The organism is Treponema sp. JC4 (genome assembly GCF_000260795.1).
Lineage (GTDB): Bacteria > Spirochaetota > Spirochaetia > Treponematales > Treponemataceae > Treponema_D.
Map to the genome: position 1 here is coordinate 60,341 of NZ_AJGU01000007.1, position 19,163 is coordinate 79,503.

15 protein-coding genes are annotated in these 19,163 nt (G+C 40.8%); 4 read left to right on the plus strand and 11 right to left on the minus strand.

The genetic code is table 11. From position 1 onward, the window contains the following. Positions 1-4 precede the first annotated feature (4 nt). The 4 genes from MSI_RS05155 to MSI_RS05170 form a co-directional block, all read right to left on the minus strand. On the minus strand, positions 5-1,123 hold the full coding sequence (locus tag MSI_RS05155) for an N-acetylneuraminate synthase family protein (RefSeq protein WP_009104395.1): 1,119 nt from the start codon (positions 1,121-1,123) through the stop codon (positions 5-7). A gap of 386 nt (positions 1,124-1,509) precedes the next feature. Next, positions 1,510-1,908, minus strand: a complete 399-nt coding sequence (locus tag MSI_RS05160) for a (deoxy)nucleoside triphosphate pyrophosphohydrolase (RefSeq protein ID WP_009104396.1) — start codon at positions 1,906-1,908, stop codon at positions 1,510-1,512. 2 nt (positions 1,909-1,910) lie between these two features. Further along, positions 1,911-2,465 (minus strand): hypothetical protein, encoded by a 555-nt coding sequence (locus tag MSI_RS05165; protein ID WP_009104399.1) that lies wholly within the window; start codon positions 2,463-2,465, stop codon positions 1,911-1,913. A gap of 12 nt (positions 2,466-2,477) precedes the next feature. Continuing rightward, positions 2,478-3,698 carry a hypothetical protein gene (locus MSI_RS05170; RefSeq protein ID WP_009104401.1) on the minus strand — a complete coding sequence of 407 codons (1,221 nt, stop codon included), beginning with the start codon at positions 3,696-3,698 and terminating at the stop codon, positions 2,478-2,480. 63 nt (positions 3,699-3,761) lie between these two features. On the opposite strand from MSI_RS05170, the gene lepB reads away from it, so the two are divergent. Beyond that, entirely contained in the window at positions 3,762-5,492 is a 1,731-nt protein-coding gene (lepB, locus tag MSI_RS05175; RefSeq protein WP_009104403.1) for a signal peptidase I, read from the plus strand. Between the two features lie 172 nt (positions 5,493-5,664). Here the strand turns inward: lepB and secA are convergent, their stop codons facing one another. From secA to MSI_RS05205, 6 genes are all read right to left on the minus strand, one after another. Next, positions 5,665-8,487, minus strand: coding sequence for a preprotein translocase subunit SecA (gene secA / locus MSI_RS05180; RefSeq protein WP_009104406.1), 2,823 nt, complete (start codon positions 8,485-8,487; stop codon positions 5,665-5,667). Between the two features lie 64 nt (positions 8,488-8,551). Then, positions 8,552-8,818 (minus strand): PTS transporter subunit EIIB, encoded by a 267-nt coding sequence (locus MSI_RS05185; RefSeq protein ID WP_009104408.1) that lies wholly within the window; start codon positions 8,816-8,818, stop codon positions 8,552-8,554. After that, a complete protein-coding gene (gene licT, locus MSI_RS05190) occupies positions 8,815-9,657 on the minus strand; it encodes a BglG family transcription antiterminator LicT (protein WP_009104410.1) in 843 nt (280 codons plus the stop codon). Before licT ends, MSI_RS05185 begins: the two co-directional genes overlap by 4 nt. A 21-nt stretch (positions 9,658-9,678) precedes the next feature. Beyond that, entirely contained in the window at positions 9,679-10,485 is an 807-nt protein-coding gene (locus MSI_RS05195; RefSeq protein WP_009104412.1) for a Cof-type HAD-IIB family hydrolase, read from the minus strand. A gap of 170 nt (positions 10,486-10,655) precedes the next feature. Next, on the minus strand, positions 10,656-12,092 hold the full coding sequence (locus MSI_RS05200) for a 6-phospho-beta-glucosidase (protein WP_009104414.1): 1,437 nt from the start codon (positions 12,090-12,092) through the stop codon (positions 10,656-10,658). A 36-nt stretch (positions 12,093-12,128) separates the two neighbouring features. Continuing rightward, positions 12,129-14,045 (minus strand): glucose PTS transporter subunit IIA, encoded by a 1,917-nt coding sequence (locus tag MSI_RS05205; RefSeq protein WP_009104416.1) that lies wholly within the window; start codon positions 14,043-14,045, stop codon positions 12,129-12,131. 341 nt (positions 14,046-14,386) lie between these two features. Between MSI_RS05205 and ptsP the strand changes: the two genes are divergently transcribed. The 3 genes from ptsP to MSI_RS05220 all read left to right on the plus strand — a co-directional run bounded on the left by ptsP (position 14,387) and on the right by MSI_RS05220 (position 18,321). Next, positions 14,387-16,000: a phosphoenolpyruvate--protein phosphotransferase gene (ptsP, locus tag MSI_RS05210; RefSeq protein ID WP_009104418.1), complete on the plus strand. Its 1,614-nt coding sequence runs from the start codon at positions 14,387-14,389 to the stop codon at positions 15,998-16,000. 40 nt (positions 16,001-16,040) lie between these two features. Further along, positions 16,041-16,298 carry an HPr family phosphocarrier protein gene (locus MSI_RS05215; RefSeq protein WP_009104421.1) on the plus strand — a complete coding sequence of 86 codons (258 nt, stop codon included), beginning with the start codon at positions 16,041-16,043 and terminating at the stop codon, positions 16,296-16,298. A 256-nt stretch (positions 16,299-16,554) separates the two neighbouring features. After that, a complete protein-coding gene (locus tag MSI_RS05220; protein WP_155815486.1) occupies positions 16,555-18,321 on the plus strand; it encodes a hypothetical protein in 1,767 nt (588 codons plus the stop codon). Here MSI_RS05220 and MSI_RS05225 read toward each other — a convergent pair. Beyond that, the gene (locus tag MSI_RS05225) at positions 18,318-19,136 is read right to left on the minus strand and encodes a TatD family hydrolase (RefSeq protein ID WP_009104426.1); all 819 of its coding nucleotides are present in this window, start codon (positions 19,134-19,136) and stop codon (positions 18,318-18,320) included. The genes MSI_RS05220 and MSI_RS05225 overlap by 4 nt on opposite strands. Positions 19,137-19,163 lie beyond the last annotated feature (27 nt).

Here is a 19,163-nt window from a genome sequence, read left to right on the forward strand (position 1 = left end):
TTATTTACTTTTTTATTACATGACTGAACTGCAGTCCTTCGCCGTTTTTAGCATCGCAGGCAAGTTCAGCGCCAATCATCATATCATAAAACATAGGATTTATTCCCGGGGTAAGCACTTTTTCTGTACGCAAAATTGCAATATCCCCCTGACCTATTTTTTCACCTTTTTTCATATCCCGCATAAAATGAAGGCTTCTGTTTGTTCGTCCGTAGTTTGAAGTTTCTGAAGGCGCAAGTTCCTTCTTGCAGTCAAAAAGCATAGCTTCAAGCTGCGCCTTCGAAAAGTTTTCTGAAAACTGCTTTATAACTTCTTCAAGTCCATGCTCCCGCCCGTAACGCTTCATCAGGGCCTGAGTCTGATGGACAGCGTGAACCATAAGGGCAAACTGTTCAGGTTCCAGCGCCACAGGATCATCAAGTCCGCTTGTTTTTTTACTGAGCGTAAAATGCTTTTCTATTATACTGCCACCAAGAGCCGCACTTAAAGAAGGCACCAGCATAGGATCCAGGCTGTGGTCACTTACGCCGTATTCAACGCCAAATATTTTTCCAAGCGAAGCCATTACACCAAGCTTATAATCAGCTTCAGGAGCAGGATAACTTGTAACACAGTGTAAAAAGCTAACGCCTTCAGTACCCAAAAGCTCAAAAGCACGCTCAATATCACAGAGCTTTGAAACCCCGGAAGAAATAATAACAGGCACAGGAGATTTTCCCGCCGCCTTCTGATCCGTGCGGTAATCCCGCAGGGCTTCCAGCATTTTATAATGATTTAATTCCGGCGAAGCAATTTTTACGATGTCCGGCTCAATTTCCAAAAGCTCTTTAAGACTCTTCAGCCCGAAAGGAGAACAGCAGAACCTGCATCCCTTAGAATGTGTATAATCCAGAAGTTCCTTATAAAAAGCTTTATCACATTCCAACTGGCGGAAGCGCTCATACAAGGGAATACGGCCGGTCGGTAAATCTACAAAACCTGTAAGCGGGTGAAGAATCTCATCAGCATAAACCCACTGAAATTTAATTGCGTCTGCCCCGTTTTCTGCCGCAGCATCAATAAGACGGAATGCTTTTTCTTTTGAACCTTCGTGACTTGTCCCGATTTCTGCAATAATCAGCATCTTAAAACCTTTGCTCTACTTTTTTGCAGCCTGCTTTACTGCCGCTTCAGCCTTATAGCGGTTTGAATAAATTACAATGCATGAAGAAGGAATCCAGCCGTTCTCAAAAAGATACCACTGCTCCCCTTCCTTATTAATCGCAAAACCCGTAACCTGTAAAATTTCATCTTTACGGCAGTAAGAATTTGTTGCCGAATCCCTGGAAGGCTCTTGTCTGAAACCAACATAAGGCTCTGAAACAACAGCCCAGTCTACATCCGGAGCAATTGCAAAAGGATAAGAATTATCAAAATCTACAGTTTCAATTTTATCATCATTTTTTTACAGCCGGAAAAGCAAATTAAAAGGCCAGCGCAAAAAAGAAGGATAAGATACCTTTTCATAAATTATAGCCCCATCTCTTTGAGCTTAGCATAAATTTTCAAATCAGAATCTACAAAATTCAATTCAGGGATTTTATTAAAATCTTCCCATTTGTAGTCAGTGTGTTCTGTAAGGGTAAAGCGGCGGCTAAGCCCGTCTTCTGCAAAATGAACGCGAAAGGCATCTACAAAGCACTCTTTTCCCTTATGTTCAAAGCTTACTTCGCAGAGTTTTTCAAAAACCTCAACTTCTACGCCGAACTCTTCATTCATTTCCCGCTTAATGGCAGTTACAAAATCTTCTCCGGCATCAATTTTTCCGCCCGGGAATTCCCATCGGCCACCCATATCACCGGTATTCTGGCGTTTTGCAAGAAAAACCTTTCCATCTCTAATATCAATACATGCAATAGATCTGCTCATGCTTACCTCTTTACAGGAGTTGAAAGTTCCTTTTCTTCTCCGTCAACCGACACAAGTGCGTCAATTCTTATAATATCATAATCCGTGAGTTTTGTGCGTAAAAAAAGTTCCCCGCCAGAAAAGTCTGCAAAATCACTGCTTTCCCAGGCAACCTGCATATCAGCATTTATCGCCTGATAGTTAATTTTTACCTCTGCCGTATCAGTTTTTTTTGATTTTGGATTTCTGGAAAATTTGCAGCTGGCATAAATTTCATCAGCATAACAAAAAGCAGTAAGCTGGCAGTCAAGTTCGTTAATTTTGGCATAATTTCTGAAGCGGTTAAAACCTGTGTAAATCCAGGCAGCGCCTACAAAAAAAACAAGGGCCAGAAGGACATAAAGATTTGACTTTTTTTTATAAAGCGCCTGAAAACCACGCAAAGGCTTCATTTTACCCGCATAATAATCCTGAACAATCTGAGGTGCATTTTTTATGCGCTCATCGCGGTTATAAAAAAAATGATATTCGTTTTTTTCCCGCTGGGGATCAACTATTTCCTTTACGTCTTCGAACAAAGCCCGCCCCCGCTAGTTTTTCAAAATAGATTCAATCAAACTGTCAGTTCTGTACCAGACAACGCGGGCATTTTCTTTTTCAAGGTAAAGGGCGGTAATAATTCCGGTTGGAGAAAGAGTAAGGGAATCATAAAGGATTGAATTATGGTCAGCTGTAAAGTGACGGCGTAAAATCTTCTGATTTTCACTCTGAACCATCTGAATTGTAAAACCGTCATCATTCTTTATGATAAAGAATTTCCAGCCTGATTTTGTTACACCTAAGAAATCATAAGGAATTTTATAGGTAAGACGGCTGTAGTCTGCAACAACTGATTCTTCGTAAGGCGGAATTGAAACCGGATCCCCAATTTTACTCTGCTCTATATCAAGAGGGAAAAGCAGGGTCTGAACATAATTAATTCCAGACTGTACCTTAGATTCTTCATCTATATAATTTGAATAGTAATCTGTTTTAACATAAAGAAAATATGAGGAAAGATCAGGAATTACATTGTCAATCGTAATAAAATATTCAAGACTTTCTTCTGAATCAGAAAGTTTTGGAATTGATTTTTCTGAAATTGGAATTTTATACTTTAAAAATCCATCTGTAGCAAACCAGTAAACCACAACGCCGTCAGAAGAATTACTTACAACAACAAGCTCATCCTTATCTGTAATGTAAATATTTTTTATATGAGGAAAGGGAATTCCACCCGGTCCCTGCTGACCAAGATATTCAACAGAAGAACCGTTACGGGCAATCCTTAAAACTGTCTGACTGTAAAGCATGGTTCCATCATCACTCTGTTCCTGACGGTCGCGGGGCATTGAACATACTACAAAAATATTTTTCTGTGAATCTACTGCAATAAGTCCTTCATAATCAAAGGGATAAGAAATTTCATAATGAATGCTTTTTGCATCGCGTTTTGTATTTTTCAAGAGTGCGCTGATTTCAGAATCTTCATTATAATAAAGGGTAAGCAAATCGCCGTAAGAGTTCAGTTCCATCACCTTTTTTGCGTCGCCGTTACTGATATAGAAAAAACCGTCCCTCATAAAAACGCCGTAACGAAGGCCGCCCACACCGTTCAAATCTCTGATTCCAAGCTGTTCTTCAAAATTACCATAAGGAATTGTAAAAAGCTGATTTTCATTAATCGATTCAATACTTTCTGAGCGGAAACAGCCTGTAAAAGTAAAAGCAGCGGCAAGAAGACTTACAAAAACAGCAAAACTCTTTTTCATAACAAATATTATCTACGAATTTTGGGGATTTTTCAATGCAGAGTTTTGTGATATAGTTTTTACATGAACAAAGAATTTGAATCATTTAAAAAACTATCCTGCATTCAGCTTGCCTGCTCTGCACTTTTTACCCTTCTTTTGATTAATTTTTCACTTGATATTTCCATGCTTGCCTTCCCTCTGGCTCTGGCCTTTTCAGGAATTCTTGCATTTCTTCTATATAATAAGATTTTTAAAGAAACTGATGGAAGTAAGGCAATGGCAGTATTAAAGCTGATTCAATATCTGCCATATTTTCTTTTAATCTGCTTTATTCTGCGTAGAGCAGGTAAAAACGGAACACCATACTTTCTGGATTTAGTTACAGTGCTTTTATGGGCTGTAATTTTTGTTACAAGTTTAATGCTTTCTAACAAAATGAACGAAAAGCATATCAAAAAGCTTACAGAAGGCTGGACTATTAAACCGGAATTCAAAAAGCCAAAGGGAGCCGGCCGCATTGCCTACGAAGTTATTGACTGGCTTGATGCCCTTATCTGGGCAATTTTTACCGTAATGCTCTTTCAGATTTTTGTTTTCCAGCTTTACGAAATCCCTTCTGAATCAATGGTTCCAACTTTTTTAATAAAAGACCGCGTAATTGTTTCAAAAATTGACTGCGGACCAAAATTCCCGCTTACAAATATCGGACTTCCTGACTTCAGAAAATACAAGAGAGGCCAGACAATAGTCTTGAGAAACCCTCACTACAGCCTTGACCGCAAAAGTGAAGTAAAAACCGTTACAAGCCAGCTGATTTACATGCTCACCTTTATGACAGTAAACCTTAACAGGGATGCAGATGGAGAACTTAAGGCTGACCCTCTTGTAAAACGAATCTGCGGAGTTCCCGGCGAACAGCTTGTAATGCAGGACGGAAAACTTTATGCCCGCACAAAAAATCATGATTTTGAGGAAGTTATCCTTGATAATAAATTCGCAAGCTGGAATCTGAATGACTTACAGCAGGGAATCAAAAAGAAGGTTCAGACCTTCCCTCTTTCTGCTTCCGAATATGAACAGATGGTTTCTTTTGAGGAATACCGCCGCAATTACGATTTAACTGTGGCTGAATTCCGTGCAAAAGAAATTGTAAGAAACCTGCAGCTTATTACCAGTGGAGAAACAGCAGCTAAAATTAAATCTTCAGAAAGCTTTAAGGCTCCTTCGCTTTTTGAATACACACTTTTTTCAACTGCAAGTGAGACCGCCTATAATATCATCACAAAAAAAGACGGCCTTAAATGGTTCAGTGATTTTATGACTTCCTGGACAGCTTCAAAAAATAAGGAGCGAGACCTTTACGCAGAATCAAATTACAGACTGAACGTAATGGCAAAAATTGCCTTTGGAAACATTGTTTTACGCACTGCAGAACTGCAGCTCAGCAAGGCCGGAAAAGAAAGCTGGTCAAAAGACAGCGTACTTTCAGAAAATTATGAACTTGCACAGAAGCTTAACTGGTATATTCAGAGCCTTCTTGATGAACGAAATATGCCGGTCTTTCCTGCAAATGATGAAAATGGAAATCCTCAGTACATTCCTAACAACTGCTACTTTATGATGGGTGATAACCGCTTTAATTCCCTTGATTTGCGACACTCATACGAGCAGACTGAAAAGCCTCTTACACCAGATGACAAAAATGCCATCACCTATTATTCGATGATGGCACCTCAGTATGTTAACAAACGCTATATTATAGGAAAACCGGTGTATAGATTCTGGCCGGCAACCAGACGTGGAAAAGTTTAACCACTGGAGACAGAATTGTATAAAAATGCGGAACAAAGGTTCGTGTTTTGCGGAGCATTGAACGCGGGAAGCGCAAGACTGCTGTAAGCAGGCTTGCATGTATAATCAATACCTTTCCGCGTTCTCGGCGGAGCAAAATACGGTTCTTTGTGTAAGCATTTTTTAAACTATTCTAGCGTCCGTGGCAGTTCTTAAACTTTTTACCGCTTCCGCAAGGACAAGGATCGTTACGTCCTACCTTTGGCATTGTGCGGCGAACTGTTACGTTGTCACCCTGTGAGCGGGCATTAGTTGCACTTCCAGCTGCCTGTGCGCGTGCCTGAGCTCCACTGAAGTTCTGACGGGCTGAACTTGCAGCCTGTGCCTGAGCAGCCTGACTTCCCATGCTCTGGGCTTCATTGTGCTGGGCATTAGCGGCTCTTGCCTGTGCTTCTGCCATACGACGACGCTGTTCTGCAGCTTCCGGTGAAAGCTGAATGCGTACTTTGAATACGCGGCTCATTACCATATTGCGGATAGAATCCAGCATTTCGTAGAAAATATCAAATCCGTCGTTCTTATATTCTGTAAGAGGGTTCTTAGAACCGTATGCACGAAGCGATACAGCCTCGCGGAGACCTTCCAGAGTTTCAAGCTGGTCAAGCCATTTTTTATCAATAATCTGAACATACTGGTAACGGATAAACATATTTAAGTTTTCTTTACCAGCAAGAGTTTCTTTTTCTGTAATATCGTTCTGCAAAGCTGCAATTACAGCATCTTTTGTTACACGTTCATTTGGAAGCTGGAAGCCAAAGTAATTGCGAAGCTTTTCGTTCAAAGCATTAAGAGGTGCATTTGAATGCTTATCATGTTTCTTTGCATCTTCAAATTCATCGAACAAATCTTCAACAACATCTTTTGCGTTGTTCATTACGCGCTCAGAAAGATTGTCGTCTGCAAGGATGTCATCACGCTGCAGGTAGATTACACTTCTCTGCTCGTTCAAAACATCATCATAATCAAGAAGGTGTTTACGGATTTCAAAGTTGCGGTCTTCTACTTTAGACTGTGCCTTTTCAATACCTTTGTTGAGCCATGGATGATCGATTGGTTCTCCTGGTTCCATACCGATTCTCTGCATCATAACCTTCATGCGTTCACCGCCAAAGAGACGCATCAAATCGTCATCCATAGAAATGAAGAAGCGAGAACGTCCAGGGTCACCCTGACGACCAGAACGACCGCGCAACTGGTTATCAATACGGCGTGATTCATGGCGTTCAGAACCGATTACATAAAGACCACCAAGAGCCTTTACTTCTTCATAATCTTTTTTCCAGTTTTCTCTTTCAATTGCAAGAGCCTCTTTGTACTGCTCTTCTGTAGCATTTGTTCCAACACGCTTTCTTGCACGGAACTCCGGGCTACCACCAAGTTTAATATCAGTACCACGACCGGCCATGTTAGTAGCGATTGTTACTGCGCCTTTTGCACCGGCTTCTGCAATAATCATAGCTTCGCGGGCATGGTTTTTAGCATTCAAAACTTCGTGACGTACACCTTTGCGGGTAAGCAAAGCAGAAAGGTGTTCAGATTTTTCTACAGAAACTGTACCAACAAGAATTGGCTGACCTTTTGCGTGAGCTTCAGAAATTTCTTTAGCAATTGCTTCCCATTTATCTTCTTCGTTCAGGTAAACAAGGTCGTTTTCATCAACGCGGGCAACAGGCTTGTTTGTTGGAATTGCAACTACATCAAGATGATAGATGTTATTAAATTCAACTGCTTCAGTTGCGGCTGTACCAGTCATTCCGGAAAGTTTTGTATACATACGGAAGAAGTTCTGGAAAGTGATTGTAGCCATTGTGCGGTTACGCTGGGCAATTCTGATATGTTCTTTTGCTTCGATAGCCTGATGCAATCCGTCTGAATAGCGGCGGCCTTCAAGAACACGACCAGTAAATTCATCTACAATCTGCACCTGTCCGTCTTTTACAATGTAATCAACGTTATTGTGGAACAAAAGATGGGCACGCAATGCCTGAGTAAAGTAATGTGTGTACTCAAAGTTTTCTTCATCCTCAAGAGCACCTGTAATCAGATTGTGCTTGTGAAGGATTTCGTTGATATGAAGCATACCCTTGTCTGTAAATGATACGCGCTTAGATTTTTCATCAAGAGTATAGTCACCTTCGATTTTTGCACGCTCTTCCGGTTCCATCTGAGTTTCATCAGGATATTCACCGGTTTTAGGGTCTTTTTCTACTTCCTTAAGTTCGCCTACATATTTATCAACTTCGTGGAATTTGTAAGTATCGTCTTCGCCTGCCCCGGAAATAATAAGAGGAGTTCTGGCTTCATCAATCAAGATAGAGTCGATTTCGTCGACGATACAGTAGTTGAAGCCACGCTGAACCTTATCCTTAAGGTCAATTTTCATGTTATCACGAAGGTAGTCAAAACCAAACTCGTTGTTTGTACCGTAAGTGATATCACAGGCATAAGCAGCCTTGCGGGCTTCTGTATCCATATTAGAAAGGATGGCGCCGACTGTCTGACCAAGATAGCTGAATACAGGACGCATTGTGTTAGCATCACGTTCTGCAAGGTAATCGTTTACTGTTACAACGTGAACGCCTTTTCCTTCAAGGGAGTTCAAATAAGCTGGGGCAACGGCAACAAGAGTTTTACCTTCACCAGTCTTCATTTCTGTAATTTTACCCTGATGAAGATTGATAGAACCCATTACCTGAACGTCAAAAGCTCGTTCTCCGCGGATACGGAAGGCAGCTTCGCGAACAAGGGCAAAGGCCTCTGGAAGAATATCATCAAGGGTCTCGCCCTTAGCAAGACGCTCTTTAAATTTCTTAGTCTGTTCTGGGAATTCCTCCGGCTTAAGACTTTTAGCCCATTCCTCTTTTGCGTTTACAGCCGCCAGTATAGGGCGCAGGGCTTTTACATCACGGTCATTCTGAGAGCCGAAGATTGCAGTAAGAATTTTATCCAATAACATTTTTTGATCCTTATTCTGTTTTCAATATATAGGTATAACATTTTACTATATAAACAGATTTTTGTCATTGTAAAAATCCCAGATGTTTATTTAAATCTTTAGAAATCTCTACTGCTTCTACCCCGATTATCAGCTGAATTTCATCCCCGCGAATCAAAAGTCCCTTGACCCCCGGCAGTTTCTTTAATCGCGCCTGTGCTTCTTCTGTAATTTTTTCAAGATTGATAACCTGAATGTGAACTCTGGTAAAGCAGTTAATTATGCGGACAATGTTTTTTGTGCCACCCACAAGCATTCCCGTGGTAAGGCAGACAGCGGAAGACCACATCATTTAGCCCCGCATTCTTCGTGAAGGCGGTTTACGTGAATCATAAGATAAGTCCTTTCTTCGCGGTTTACATTGTGGTTATATTTATCTAAAACCCAGCGGCAGATTTTTTCGACACAGGAACGGGCTTTTGGATAGGCATTAGAAACCGAATCATAAAGCGGAGAATCCTTATCCTCGCTTTCCTTACCAGTCAGAAGACGCTGGGCAAAAAAAGACAGATGAGTTAAAAATCTCTGCCATGAAACAGAAGCCTCTCCTACAGGATTTAAAAGAGACTCTTTTGCAATATTACTGATTTCCTGAACAAAATTAAGAACCCCGCTGAATTCCATTTCGGAATTGCCAAGTTCTGCGGTGACAAAGTGCATGGTAAAAAAGGCCGCTTCATCAGGAGGAAGCTGAATGCCTGTTTCTTCCTTAATAATTTTTACAGCGTCACTTCCCATCTGAAATTCATTAGGATAAAAAGTTTTAATTGACGCTGTAAGGGGATTTGTAACAGAAATATTACAGCGCATTCTTTCAAGGGCACTGCTTAAATGATCTGTAAGGGTGATATAAATGCTGTCATCAAATTCTTTTGTGGCAGAAACTTGAGCATGAGAGATGATTTTTTCTGCAAGGAAAACATCTTCCATGGGAATATCTTTGATAAATTTCTGAAAACGGCTGCTTTTTTCTTCAGTCTGAAGAACGAAAGTCTTTTCTATTTTTGCCTGGTCAAGTTCGCTGCCCGCTTTCTGCTGAAAAGCTATTCCCCGCCCCATTGCGATAGTTTCTTTTCCATCTTCTCCGGCACAGACAACTGCATTATTGTTTAATACTTTTAAAATTTTCATTTTACACCCTGCAAATTTATTTTAATCTATCAAGCCGAATTTTTCAAAAGCTTTATATAAACCGTCGTTTTCTATAGTATCTGCGACAAAATCTGCAACTTCCTTTAATTCCTTTTCGGCATTACCCATTGCAACGCCTGTTCCGCAATATTTAATCATAGAAATATCACCGCGGGTATCTCCAAAGGAATAGGTATCTTCTATATTTACACCAAGCCGTTCAGTCATAAAACGAACGCCGTCAGCCTTTCTTGCTTCTTTGAGGGTAATTTCTCCCATTCCCTTATCATCACCTAAAAATGACCATTCGTTTATCTGATATTCATTTCCAAAGTGATTTTTTATTTTTTCATAGATTCCGGGTTTTGTAACAAAATTGATTTTTGCAACCCCGTCATAGGTAAGGTCAGATTCTTTAATTGAAGGAAAACCTTTTTTAAGGTCGCTCAAGGCTTTTTCTCCGAATTTCTTAGCCATCTGTTCAAAATAAAGCTTTACCGCTTTTACAGACTGCTGACCTTCAAAGAAAAAGCCCACTTCTTCTGCCAGAAGCCATTCCGAAAGTTTTTTTACACCTTCTTCCGGAATGTCTTTTTGCAGCAAACACTGATTATTTTCTTCGATATAGAGGGAATTTGAACAGATTACACCGTCAAAGCCAATCTGCAAAAGTTCCTTATGCACTTCGCAGCGGCAGCGTCCCGTATTAATAAAAACTTTATTTCCCTTTTTACGGGCAAGCTCAATTGCCCTGATTGCAGAATCAGGAGGCATGTAACCGCCGAAAGGAATAAGGGTGCCGTCTATATCTAAGAAAATTAGTTTCATAAAAATAAAGTCCTATAAGTGTAAGTTCCGTAAAAATGGCTTCCACTGCGCGTTCCTGAAAAGTCATGGGTGTAAGCTGATAGGAAATTATTATAAGGGCTTCGCCCTTCCAGCTTACAAATGACTTTTCAGTCCCGCTCCGTTCACGCCATTTTTACGGCTCCTTACTATTATAATATTTCACCATTTGTTTCAATTACTTTCTTATACCAGTCAAAGGACTTCTTCTTAGAGCGTGACAAATCGCCGTTGCCCTGGTCGTCTTTGTTTACGCGGATAAAGCCGTAGCGTTTTTTCATTTCGCCGGTACTTGCACTTACAATGTCGATTGGACCCCACATTGTATAGCCCATAAGAGGAATGCCATCTTCTACGACAGCTTTTTCCATTTCCAGAATGTGGGCTGCCATATAGGCAACGCGGTCATCATCCTTTACAGAACCATCAGCTTCTACCTTATCATTTGTTCCAAGTCCGTTTTCTACGATGAAAAGCGGCTTCTGATAGCGGTCGTAAAGCACGTTCATTGTGATTCTTAAGCCCTGAGGGTCAATCAACCAGCCCCAGTCACTTGCCTTAAGATGAGGATTTTTAATTCCAATGATGATTGCATTTCCAGTCGTGCGGTCTGCAGGAGTATCCGGATGGGCACTTACACGGCTTGCGTAATAGCTGAAGCTGATAAAATCAACAGTTCCTTCCTTGAGGATTTTTTCATCGCCTTCAAGAAGAGGAAGCTTAATTCCCTTTCGCTCAAGCTCTTTTTTTGCATAGCATGGGTATTCGCCCCGGCTCTGAACATCAATAAAAAAGTAGTTTTTGCGGTCATCGCATATTCCAGCCCACACGTCTTCCGGACGGCAGGAATATGGATAGAACTGACCGGCAGCCAGCATACAGCCAACCTTCATTTTTGGATTTACTTCATGGGCAATTTTTACCGCAAGGGCACTTGCCAAAAGCTCGTGATGAGCAGCTGTGTATTTTACCTGCTCTTCGTTCTCACCTTCTTCAAAAAGGATTCCCGCTCCCATAAATGGAAGATGAAGCAGCATATTGATTTCATTAAAGGTAAGCCAGTATTTTACCTTATCCTTATAGCGGGTAAGAACGGTTCTGGCATAACGCTCAAAACAGTTTACCATTTCGCGGTTTTTCCAGCTTCCAAACTTTTTGATAAGTCCCACAGGAGCGTCAAAGTGAACTAAAGTTACAAGAGGCTCAATTCCGTATTTATGGCACTCATCAAAAAGGTCATCATAGAATTTTAAGCCTGCTTCATTAGGCTCTTTTTCATCACCGTTTGGGAAAATACGGGTCCAGGCAATTGAAAGTCGATAGCACTTAAAGCCCATTTCGGCAAAAAGTTTAATATCTTCTTTATAATGGTGGTACATATCAATTGCTTCGTGACTCGGATAGAGATGTTCATTATCACATTCGAGCATGCGCATTTTTCCTGCCATTACAGGGAAACGGTCTTTTCCATAAGGGATAAGGTCTACGTTTGCAAGACCCCGTCCGTCTTCCTGCCAGGCACCTTCGCACTGGTTAGCGGCAGTAGCGCCGCCCCACAAAAAGCCTTCCGGCATTTTATATCCTTTCATATACGAATCTCCTAAAATTGTACAACATAAAAATTGCTACATGTTAGACGCTGCTATTAAAGCATCTCCAATGCCTACAGTTGAACCAACCTCAGCCAGGACATCTACGTTAGCATAGTCGTCGGCGTTGCTGATGATTACCGGGGTTGTGATATCGTAGCCGGCGGCTTTAATTGCTTCAAGGTCAAATACTAAAAGTTCATCACCCTTGCTTACCTTCTGGCCTTCGCTTACTTTTGCAGTAAAGTTCTTGCCACCAAGTTCAACAGTGTTCATTCCAACGTGAATCAGAATATCAACGCCGCCGGCAGTTGTAAGGCCGATTGCGTGCTTTGTGTCAGGAAGTACAGAAACAGTTCCATCACAAGGAGCTTTTACTACGCCCACAGTCGGTACAATAGCGCAGCCCTTTCCTAAAGTCTGGCTTGAAAAAGCTTCATCCTTTACAGAAGTAAGTTCTACAACTTTTCCGCTCAAAGGTGAATCTACGTTTACACTTGAAGTATCAGCCTTTACAGCCTGTTTTTTTGCAGGAGCACCGTCTTTATAGAAAATCAATTCAGAAATCATTCCGACAACAACACAAATCAAAGAAACAATGATTGCAATAACCATTTTTGAAATACTTCCTTCTGCAAGACCATATTTTGCAGAAGCGGCAGTTCCGATGTAAGCAGGATATCCGAATACGCCCATTCCGGCCATACCAGTTCCAACAACGCCAAGAGCACACAAAACAGCACCGGCAACAGCGGCAATACCACAGGTGCGGAAGAATGGAGCTTTTTTAGGCAAAGTAACACCGTAAATTGCAGGTTCAGTTACACCGGCAATACCAGAAATGATTGCTGGAGGACAAAGTGATTTAAGTTTCTGATCTTTTGTCTTAAGCATGATACCGATTACAGCACCAGTCTGAGCAAAAGTTGTTCCGAACATAGCAACAACGATTGTATCTCCAGGTCCCTGTCCGGCATTGAGCATTGTAAAGTTCAGAATTGCAAGAGGAACAAGTGACCAGTGAAGTCCGAACATTACTAAAATCTGCCAGAAGAAACCAATCAAAAGTCCTGTCAAAACAGGGCTGATTGCAGAAATTGTTGTAAAGAACTTTGAAAGAATTGTAGAAAGAAGTGATGAAACCGGGCCTATTACCCAGAAAGTAAGACAGCTTGTTACAATCAAAGTGATAAGAGGCACTGCGAAAATCTTGCAGGCATTAGGCACGTGGTCTTTGAAAAGTCTTTCAAACCAGGCAGCGAAGGCAACGGCACAAATGATTGGAATTACAGAGCTTGTATATCCTGCAGCAGGCCACAAAACAGGAATGTTAAAAAGACTGAGGGCATCTTTAGCCAGTGCACCAGCAGGAGCCAGGAACTTTAATTCAGGATAAGTAAGAATTAAACCAAGGGCAATTCCTTCAAGTTCAGGAAGCTTAAACTTCTTTGCAGCTGTAAAACCAAGAACAACGGGCATAAAGAGGAAGGCAGAATCGCCGATTGCCATAAGGAAATTATAGGTTCCCCCTGCAGGATTGAGCCAGCCGGTTGCAGAACACAAGGCAAGAATACCCTTAATAATACCACAGGCAGAAAGAACGCCAAGGAAGGGTGTAAATACGCCGGTTACAATTCCAACAAAAGCATTGAAGGCATTCTGTTTTTCTGCAGGACCTTCACTCTGGATCTCTGCAAGATTTTCAAGATGACCTACAGAAATTACAGCATCATAAACATCAGCTACATGCTGACCGATTACAACCTGATACTGTCCGCCGGCTTTAAGGATATTAACAATACCGTCAGTATCCTTAAGGATTTCTGTCTGCGCCTTGCTTTCATCCTTAAGCTTAAAGCGAAGACGAGTTACACAATGAGTTACACTGGAAATATTAGCTTTTCCACCAACATTCTGAATGATGATACGGGCAAGTCCATCATATTTGTTCATTTAAGAACCTCCTGAAATGAAAAAGGCAAAACCCATTACCCTTTTCGATTAAAAAATTGGTAAAAAGTTTTGCCGGCTTTGTCCGTAACAATCTTTTGATATTTTCATTATCTGCCCACATTTCAAAATCTGTCAAATAATTTTTTGTTTTATCAAAAATCTTTCAAAATCATTCAAAGTCCGTCAAATATTTTAAAAAATATCTTGCAGTCAAAATCTTCCCGTGCTAAAATAACAAAAAAGCGTAAGGACGCATAAATTACCGGACTGTGACCTCGGTTGAAAATCAATCCCCGGGCAGAACTGGAAAAATACACCTCTTATTCAGGAGCACAGACGGTATGAAAAGGTATAATGGAAAATCCATTTACAAGGGCATTGCAATCGGCCCGGTAAAAATCTTAAAGAAAGTCGTTTACGACACATCACTTCACCCGATTGAAAATCCGGAAGCAGAAATTGAACGCTATAATAAGGCCCGCGACACAGCAGTAGCCCAGCTTCAGGCAATTTACGAAAAAGCAAAAACAGAAGTCGGCGAAGAAGCCGCTGCCATTTTTGACGTGCAGTCCATGTTGATTGGCGATGATGATTTTACAGATTCAGTTTATTCGTTAATCCGCGACGAAAAAGCCAATGCAGAATACGCAGTTTTCCAGAGCGGCGAAACTATCAGTCAGATTTTTGCCGAAATGGAAGATGAATATATGAAGGCCCGCTCGGCAGATATTAAGGATATTGCCCGCCGGGTAGTTACAGTTCTTTGCGGAGGCGAAGATGAAAATGTTGATTCCGACGCCCCTGCCATTTTGTATGCAGATGACCTTACACCGGCAGAAACCGTAGCCCTTGATAAATCAAAAATCCTTGCTTTTGTAACAAAGTTCGGTTCTTCTCAGTCGCACACAGCAATTCTTGCCCGCACAATGAATATTCCAGCCATTACAGGCGTTGTAATTGATTCAGAATGGAACGGAAAAGAATGCGTTGTAGACAGCTTTGCAGGGGAAGTAATTTTAGAGCCGGATGAAGAAACTCTTGCAGAAAAAACAAAACTTCAGAAGGAAGCCCTTTCCAAACGGGAACTTTTACAGAATCTTAAAGGAAAAGAAAGCATCACTCTGGGCGGAAAGAAAATCAACCTTTATGCAAATATAGGCTCGGTTGCAGATGCAGATTTAGCCCTGGAAAATGATGCCGAAGGAATCGGTCTTTTCAGAAGTGAATTTCTTTACCTGGGTCGCCACTCCTACCCGACTGAAGACGAACAGTTTGTAGCCTACAAAAATGTAGCCAAAAAGATGAACGGCAAAAAGGTGATTATCAGAACTCTGGATATCGGGGCTGACAAGCAGGCTGATTATTTTAAGCTGGACCAGGAAGAAAATCCTGCTATGGGCTTCCGCGCTATTCGCATCTGCCTTGACCGCCCGGAACTTTTTAAAACTCAACTTCGTGCCATTTACCGTGCCAGCGCCTTTGGAAACCTTGCGATCATGTACCCTATGATTATCAGCGTGGACGAAGTTCACCGCATTAAAAAAATTGCTTCGGATGTCTGCTATTCCCTCAACAAAGAAAACATCCCCTACGGAAACGTTGAACAGGGAATTATGATAGAAACCCCGGCCGCAGTTATGATGAGCGAAGAACTTGCCCAGGAAGTTGATTTCTTTTCTATCGGAACAAATGACCTTACCCAGTATACCCTTGCCATCGACCGCCAGAACTCACGTCTTGAAAACTTTTACGACGCTCACCATCCGGCAGTTTTGCGCGAAATCCAGATGACAATAGAAAACGGTCACAAACACGGCTGCTGGGTGGGCATCTGCGGAGAACTTGGCGCAGACCTTGAACTCACAGAAACCTTTATAAACATGGGAATTGACGAACTTTCAGTTTCGCCGTCACATATACTTGCATTGCGCGACAGAATTAGAAATATTAAATAAAGACCGGCGGCTTAAACTGCCGCCTTACACAGGAGTCACTATGAAAACATTCGATTACACAATCACAGATTCACTTGGAATTCACGCTCGTCCGGGCGGAGAACTTGTAAAAGTTGCAAAACCTTTTACTTCAAAAATCACCCTTGCCTGCAACGGAAAAACAGCCGACGCAAAACGCCTTATTGCAGTTATGAGCCTTGGCGCAAAACAAGGCCACGCAGTAAACGTTAGCGTAGAAGGCGACGACGAAGAAGCAGCCTCAGCAGCTATGGAAACTTTCTTCAAAGCAAATTTGTAAAATTAAAGTCTGCTAAAGAAATCTTAAGAAAGACTATATATTTTTCTTGACGATTAACTCCCCCTGACTTAAAGTTGTTATAACGACAATTTATAATTAAGGGGGATTTTTTATGAAAAGAAGAAAATCATTTCTGTATGCGTTGATTGCTGCAACAGCTTTATTTGCGCTCTCCTGTTCAAATGGATCAAGTGATTCAGGTTCAGAGCCAGTTAGTAAAAATACTTATGTAGCCTTTTCTCATCTCTCGCCATACATGCAAAGCACACTCAAAGAAACTGATGGTAAAATCACATCAAGTACCAAAACCGTTCCAGAAGTTTACATTGTTCACGGAAGCAGATTATCAGATCTTTCTGAAGAACAGATTCTTCTTGCAGTAAAAACATGTCTTGAAGGTCAGACTTTTATTATAGATACACCAACCTATGATCAAGTAGTCAACTTTTGCGAGAAACTAATAGCTGTTCTAGACAAAACTGAGAATGAATATTTCAATGACATGACAGAGGTTAGTCCTTATTCCATAGCAAACCTTCTAGACCAGTTTTATGACGACTTGACCAATACAGGAGTAGATACATGGGAAACAAAGGCCTTTGAAGCAATTGCAATGAGAAAAGATCAGGTTTATTTTGTTCATGATATTAATGAGACAGTTGATGCAGATGAATTAGACATTAGTATGGAAACAGAAGGTTCTGCAAAATGTCCAGAAACAGAATCTAAAGAAGATGGAAATGAAAAAAATTATACTGTCCTGGCAGATCCTGAAAATGGTGTAGAAATAGACTGGGGAGCCTTGAAAAATTCTTCAATTCAGGCCTTTGCTGACTGGATAAATGAAGCAGCATCAGAAGAATCAAAAAGCCAGAGGACAGCAAGATCTGCAATTGATGATGCAAAAAAAGCACAGTCTTTCGTACATAACTTTACAGTTACATTTAATCGCAGTCATGAACATTATGATGGAAGATATAACGGCAGAAGTGAAAACGTACAGCTTTATGTTGATGTATGGACAGCATGCAGCATAGATACCAATACAGATTACTATCTTGTAAGAACTTCTGCAGTATGTAATAACCAGCAGCTAAAATACAGCAATGACTGGTCTCCAGATAAATACATCAGTCCATATATGGGTTCCTGTGAAATCACATCTGCTTTGGGTGATGGACATGCAATATTAAAATCATCTGAATGTTCACCGAAAACAACCCAAGGAAGTCAAAGTTTTACAAGTGGTACAAGTTTCAATTTTGGCGGAAATGCGGGCTTTAATACAAATGGCCCAACAGGTGGTATTTCTACAGGTTTTTCTATAAGCGAATCAAGAACACAGTCTATTCCAGATATTTCAATTAAAGTAAATCCAGCAACAGACGAAAAATCAGTAAACTGGCGTTTTTCAACACCGGATATAATACCTTACTGGGACTGGTTTACAACTAAATGCGACGGAGCAAAAGGCATTCAGACAAATGCAGCTATATTTGATACTTATGCTCTTTATACAATGCCTAGCAATTATTATTGGAATCAAGAAAAAGTTCCTCTTAAGTCTACTGGTAAAGTTACTATCTATATGCTTACTGGCTGGCTTACAAATGCAGGACTCAACTTACACTGGCAGGAATTCGGTAATACCAGAACATCTTCCTTTACAGACTATGTAAGAAAACCATGTAATTCATACTGCGACTACATAATGTTCTGTGACACAACTAATATATCACCAGAAAGAAAAGATCTTTACCATAGAATCGTAAAGGATTATTTTCCAGAATGGGGAAGTAATGTAAGATACTATGGATTCTGCGATACATATAACAAAAACAAAGATACATGGGACTTTAAAAGACATAATGAACTTGCGAAATATCACTTCTCCAGTGTAGAAAAGACAATCAGGACGAACCAGAATGTTCTTAAAGCTCGTGGATTTGAAGGAAATGTCAAATTTATAATCCAAAATGCACAAACAGGAGATAAGGTAGATTCCTTTGAATTAACCTTCTAATTCCCAAATAAAGAATTAAAATTTCTTTTCATAAGGGGTATAAGCTGGTCAAGGCTTATGCCCCTTATTTTTTCCGCCGCCTCATAAACCCGTTCAATTTCACAAGCCCTTGTAAAAGCTTCCCCCTTCAAAGTCTGAAAAGGAGCATCCGTCTCAAGCAGCAGGTTTTCAAGTGGTAATTCCTTCACACACTCAATTACTTTTTTATTTCCGTTCAGCATCTGCTTTCCAAAACTGAAGCAGCAGTTTATTCCCCGTTCAATCAAAGAGTTAGCTTCAACTACGCTTCCCATAAAAGAATGAAAAAGCACCGCCGGAAGTTTTTTAAGTCGCGGAGCATATTCAAAAAGCTTTTCGTTAGCCTTTCGGCAGTGAACCACAAGGGGCATTTTATACTCTTCTGCCAGTTCCAGCTGTATATTCCACATTTCTTCCTGTAAGACCCGTTTTTCTTTTAATGCAGGCGTAAAATAATCAAAGCCTGCTTCTCCGATAGCCTTTAATAAGGGGTCTTCTCTTTTTTCTAATGCCGTATTCCGCTCATCAAGTAGCCCTTCCAAAAAGTCAGTATATGTGTCCAAATTAAAAGCCGGGTCACTACACAACTGCGGATGCAGACCAAAAGCTTTTATTACATTGGATGGGGCAGTTTTTTGAAGCTCCCACTCATCAAAACTATGGGCACAGGAACAGGCAGTCCAGCTAACATTAAGCTCCGATTCATGTTCTTTACAGACCGCATAATGAAAATGAGCATCGCAAAAGTCACTTTTTTTTAGAGAAAATTCCAAGTTTTTTTCAATTTTTTCTAACATTTTTTTTATTATAACCGAATATAAAAG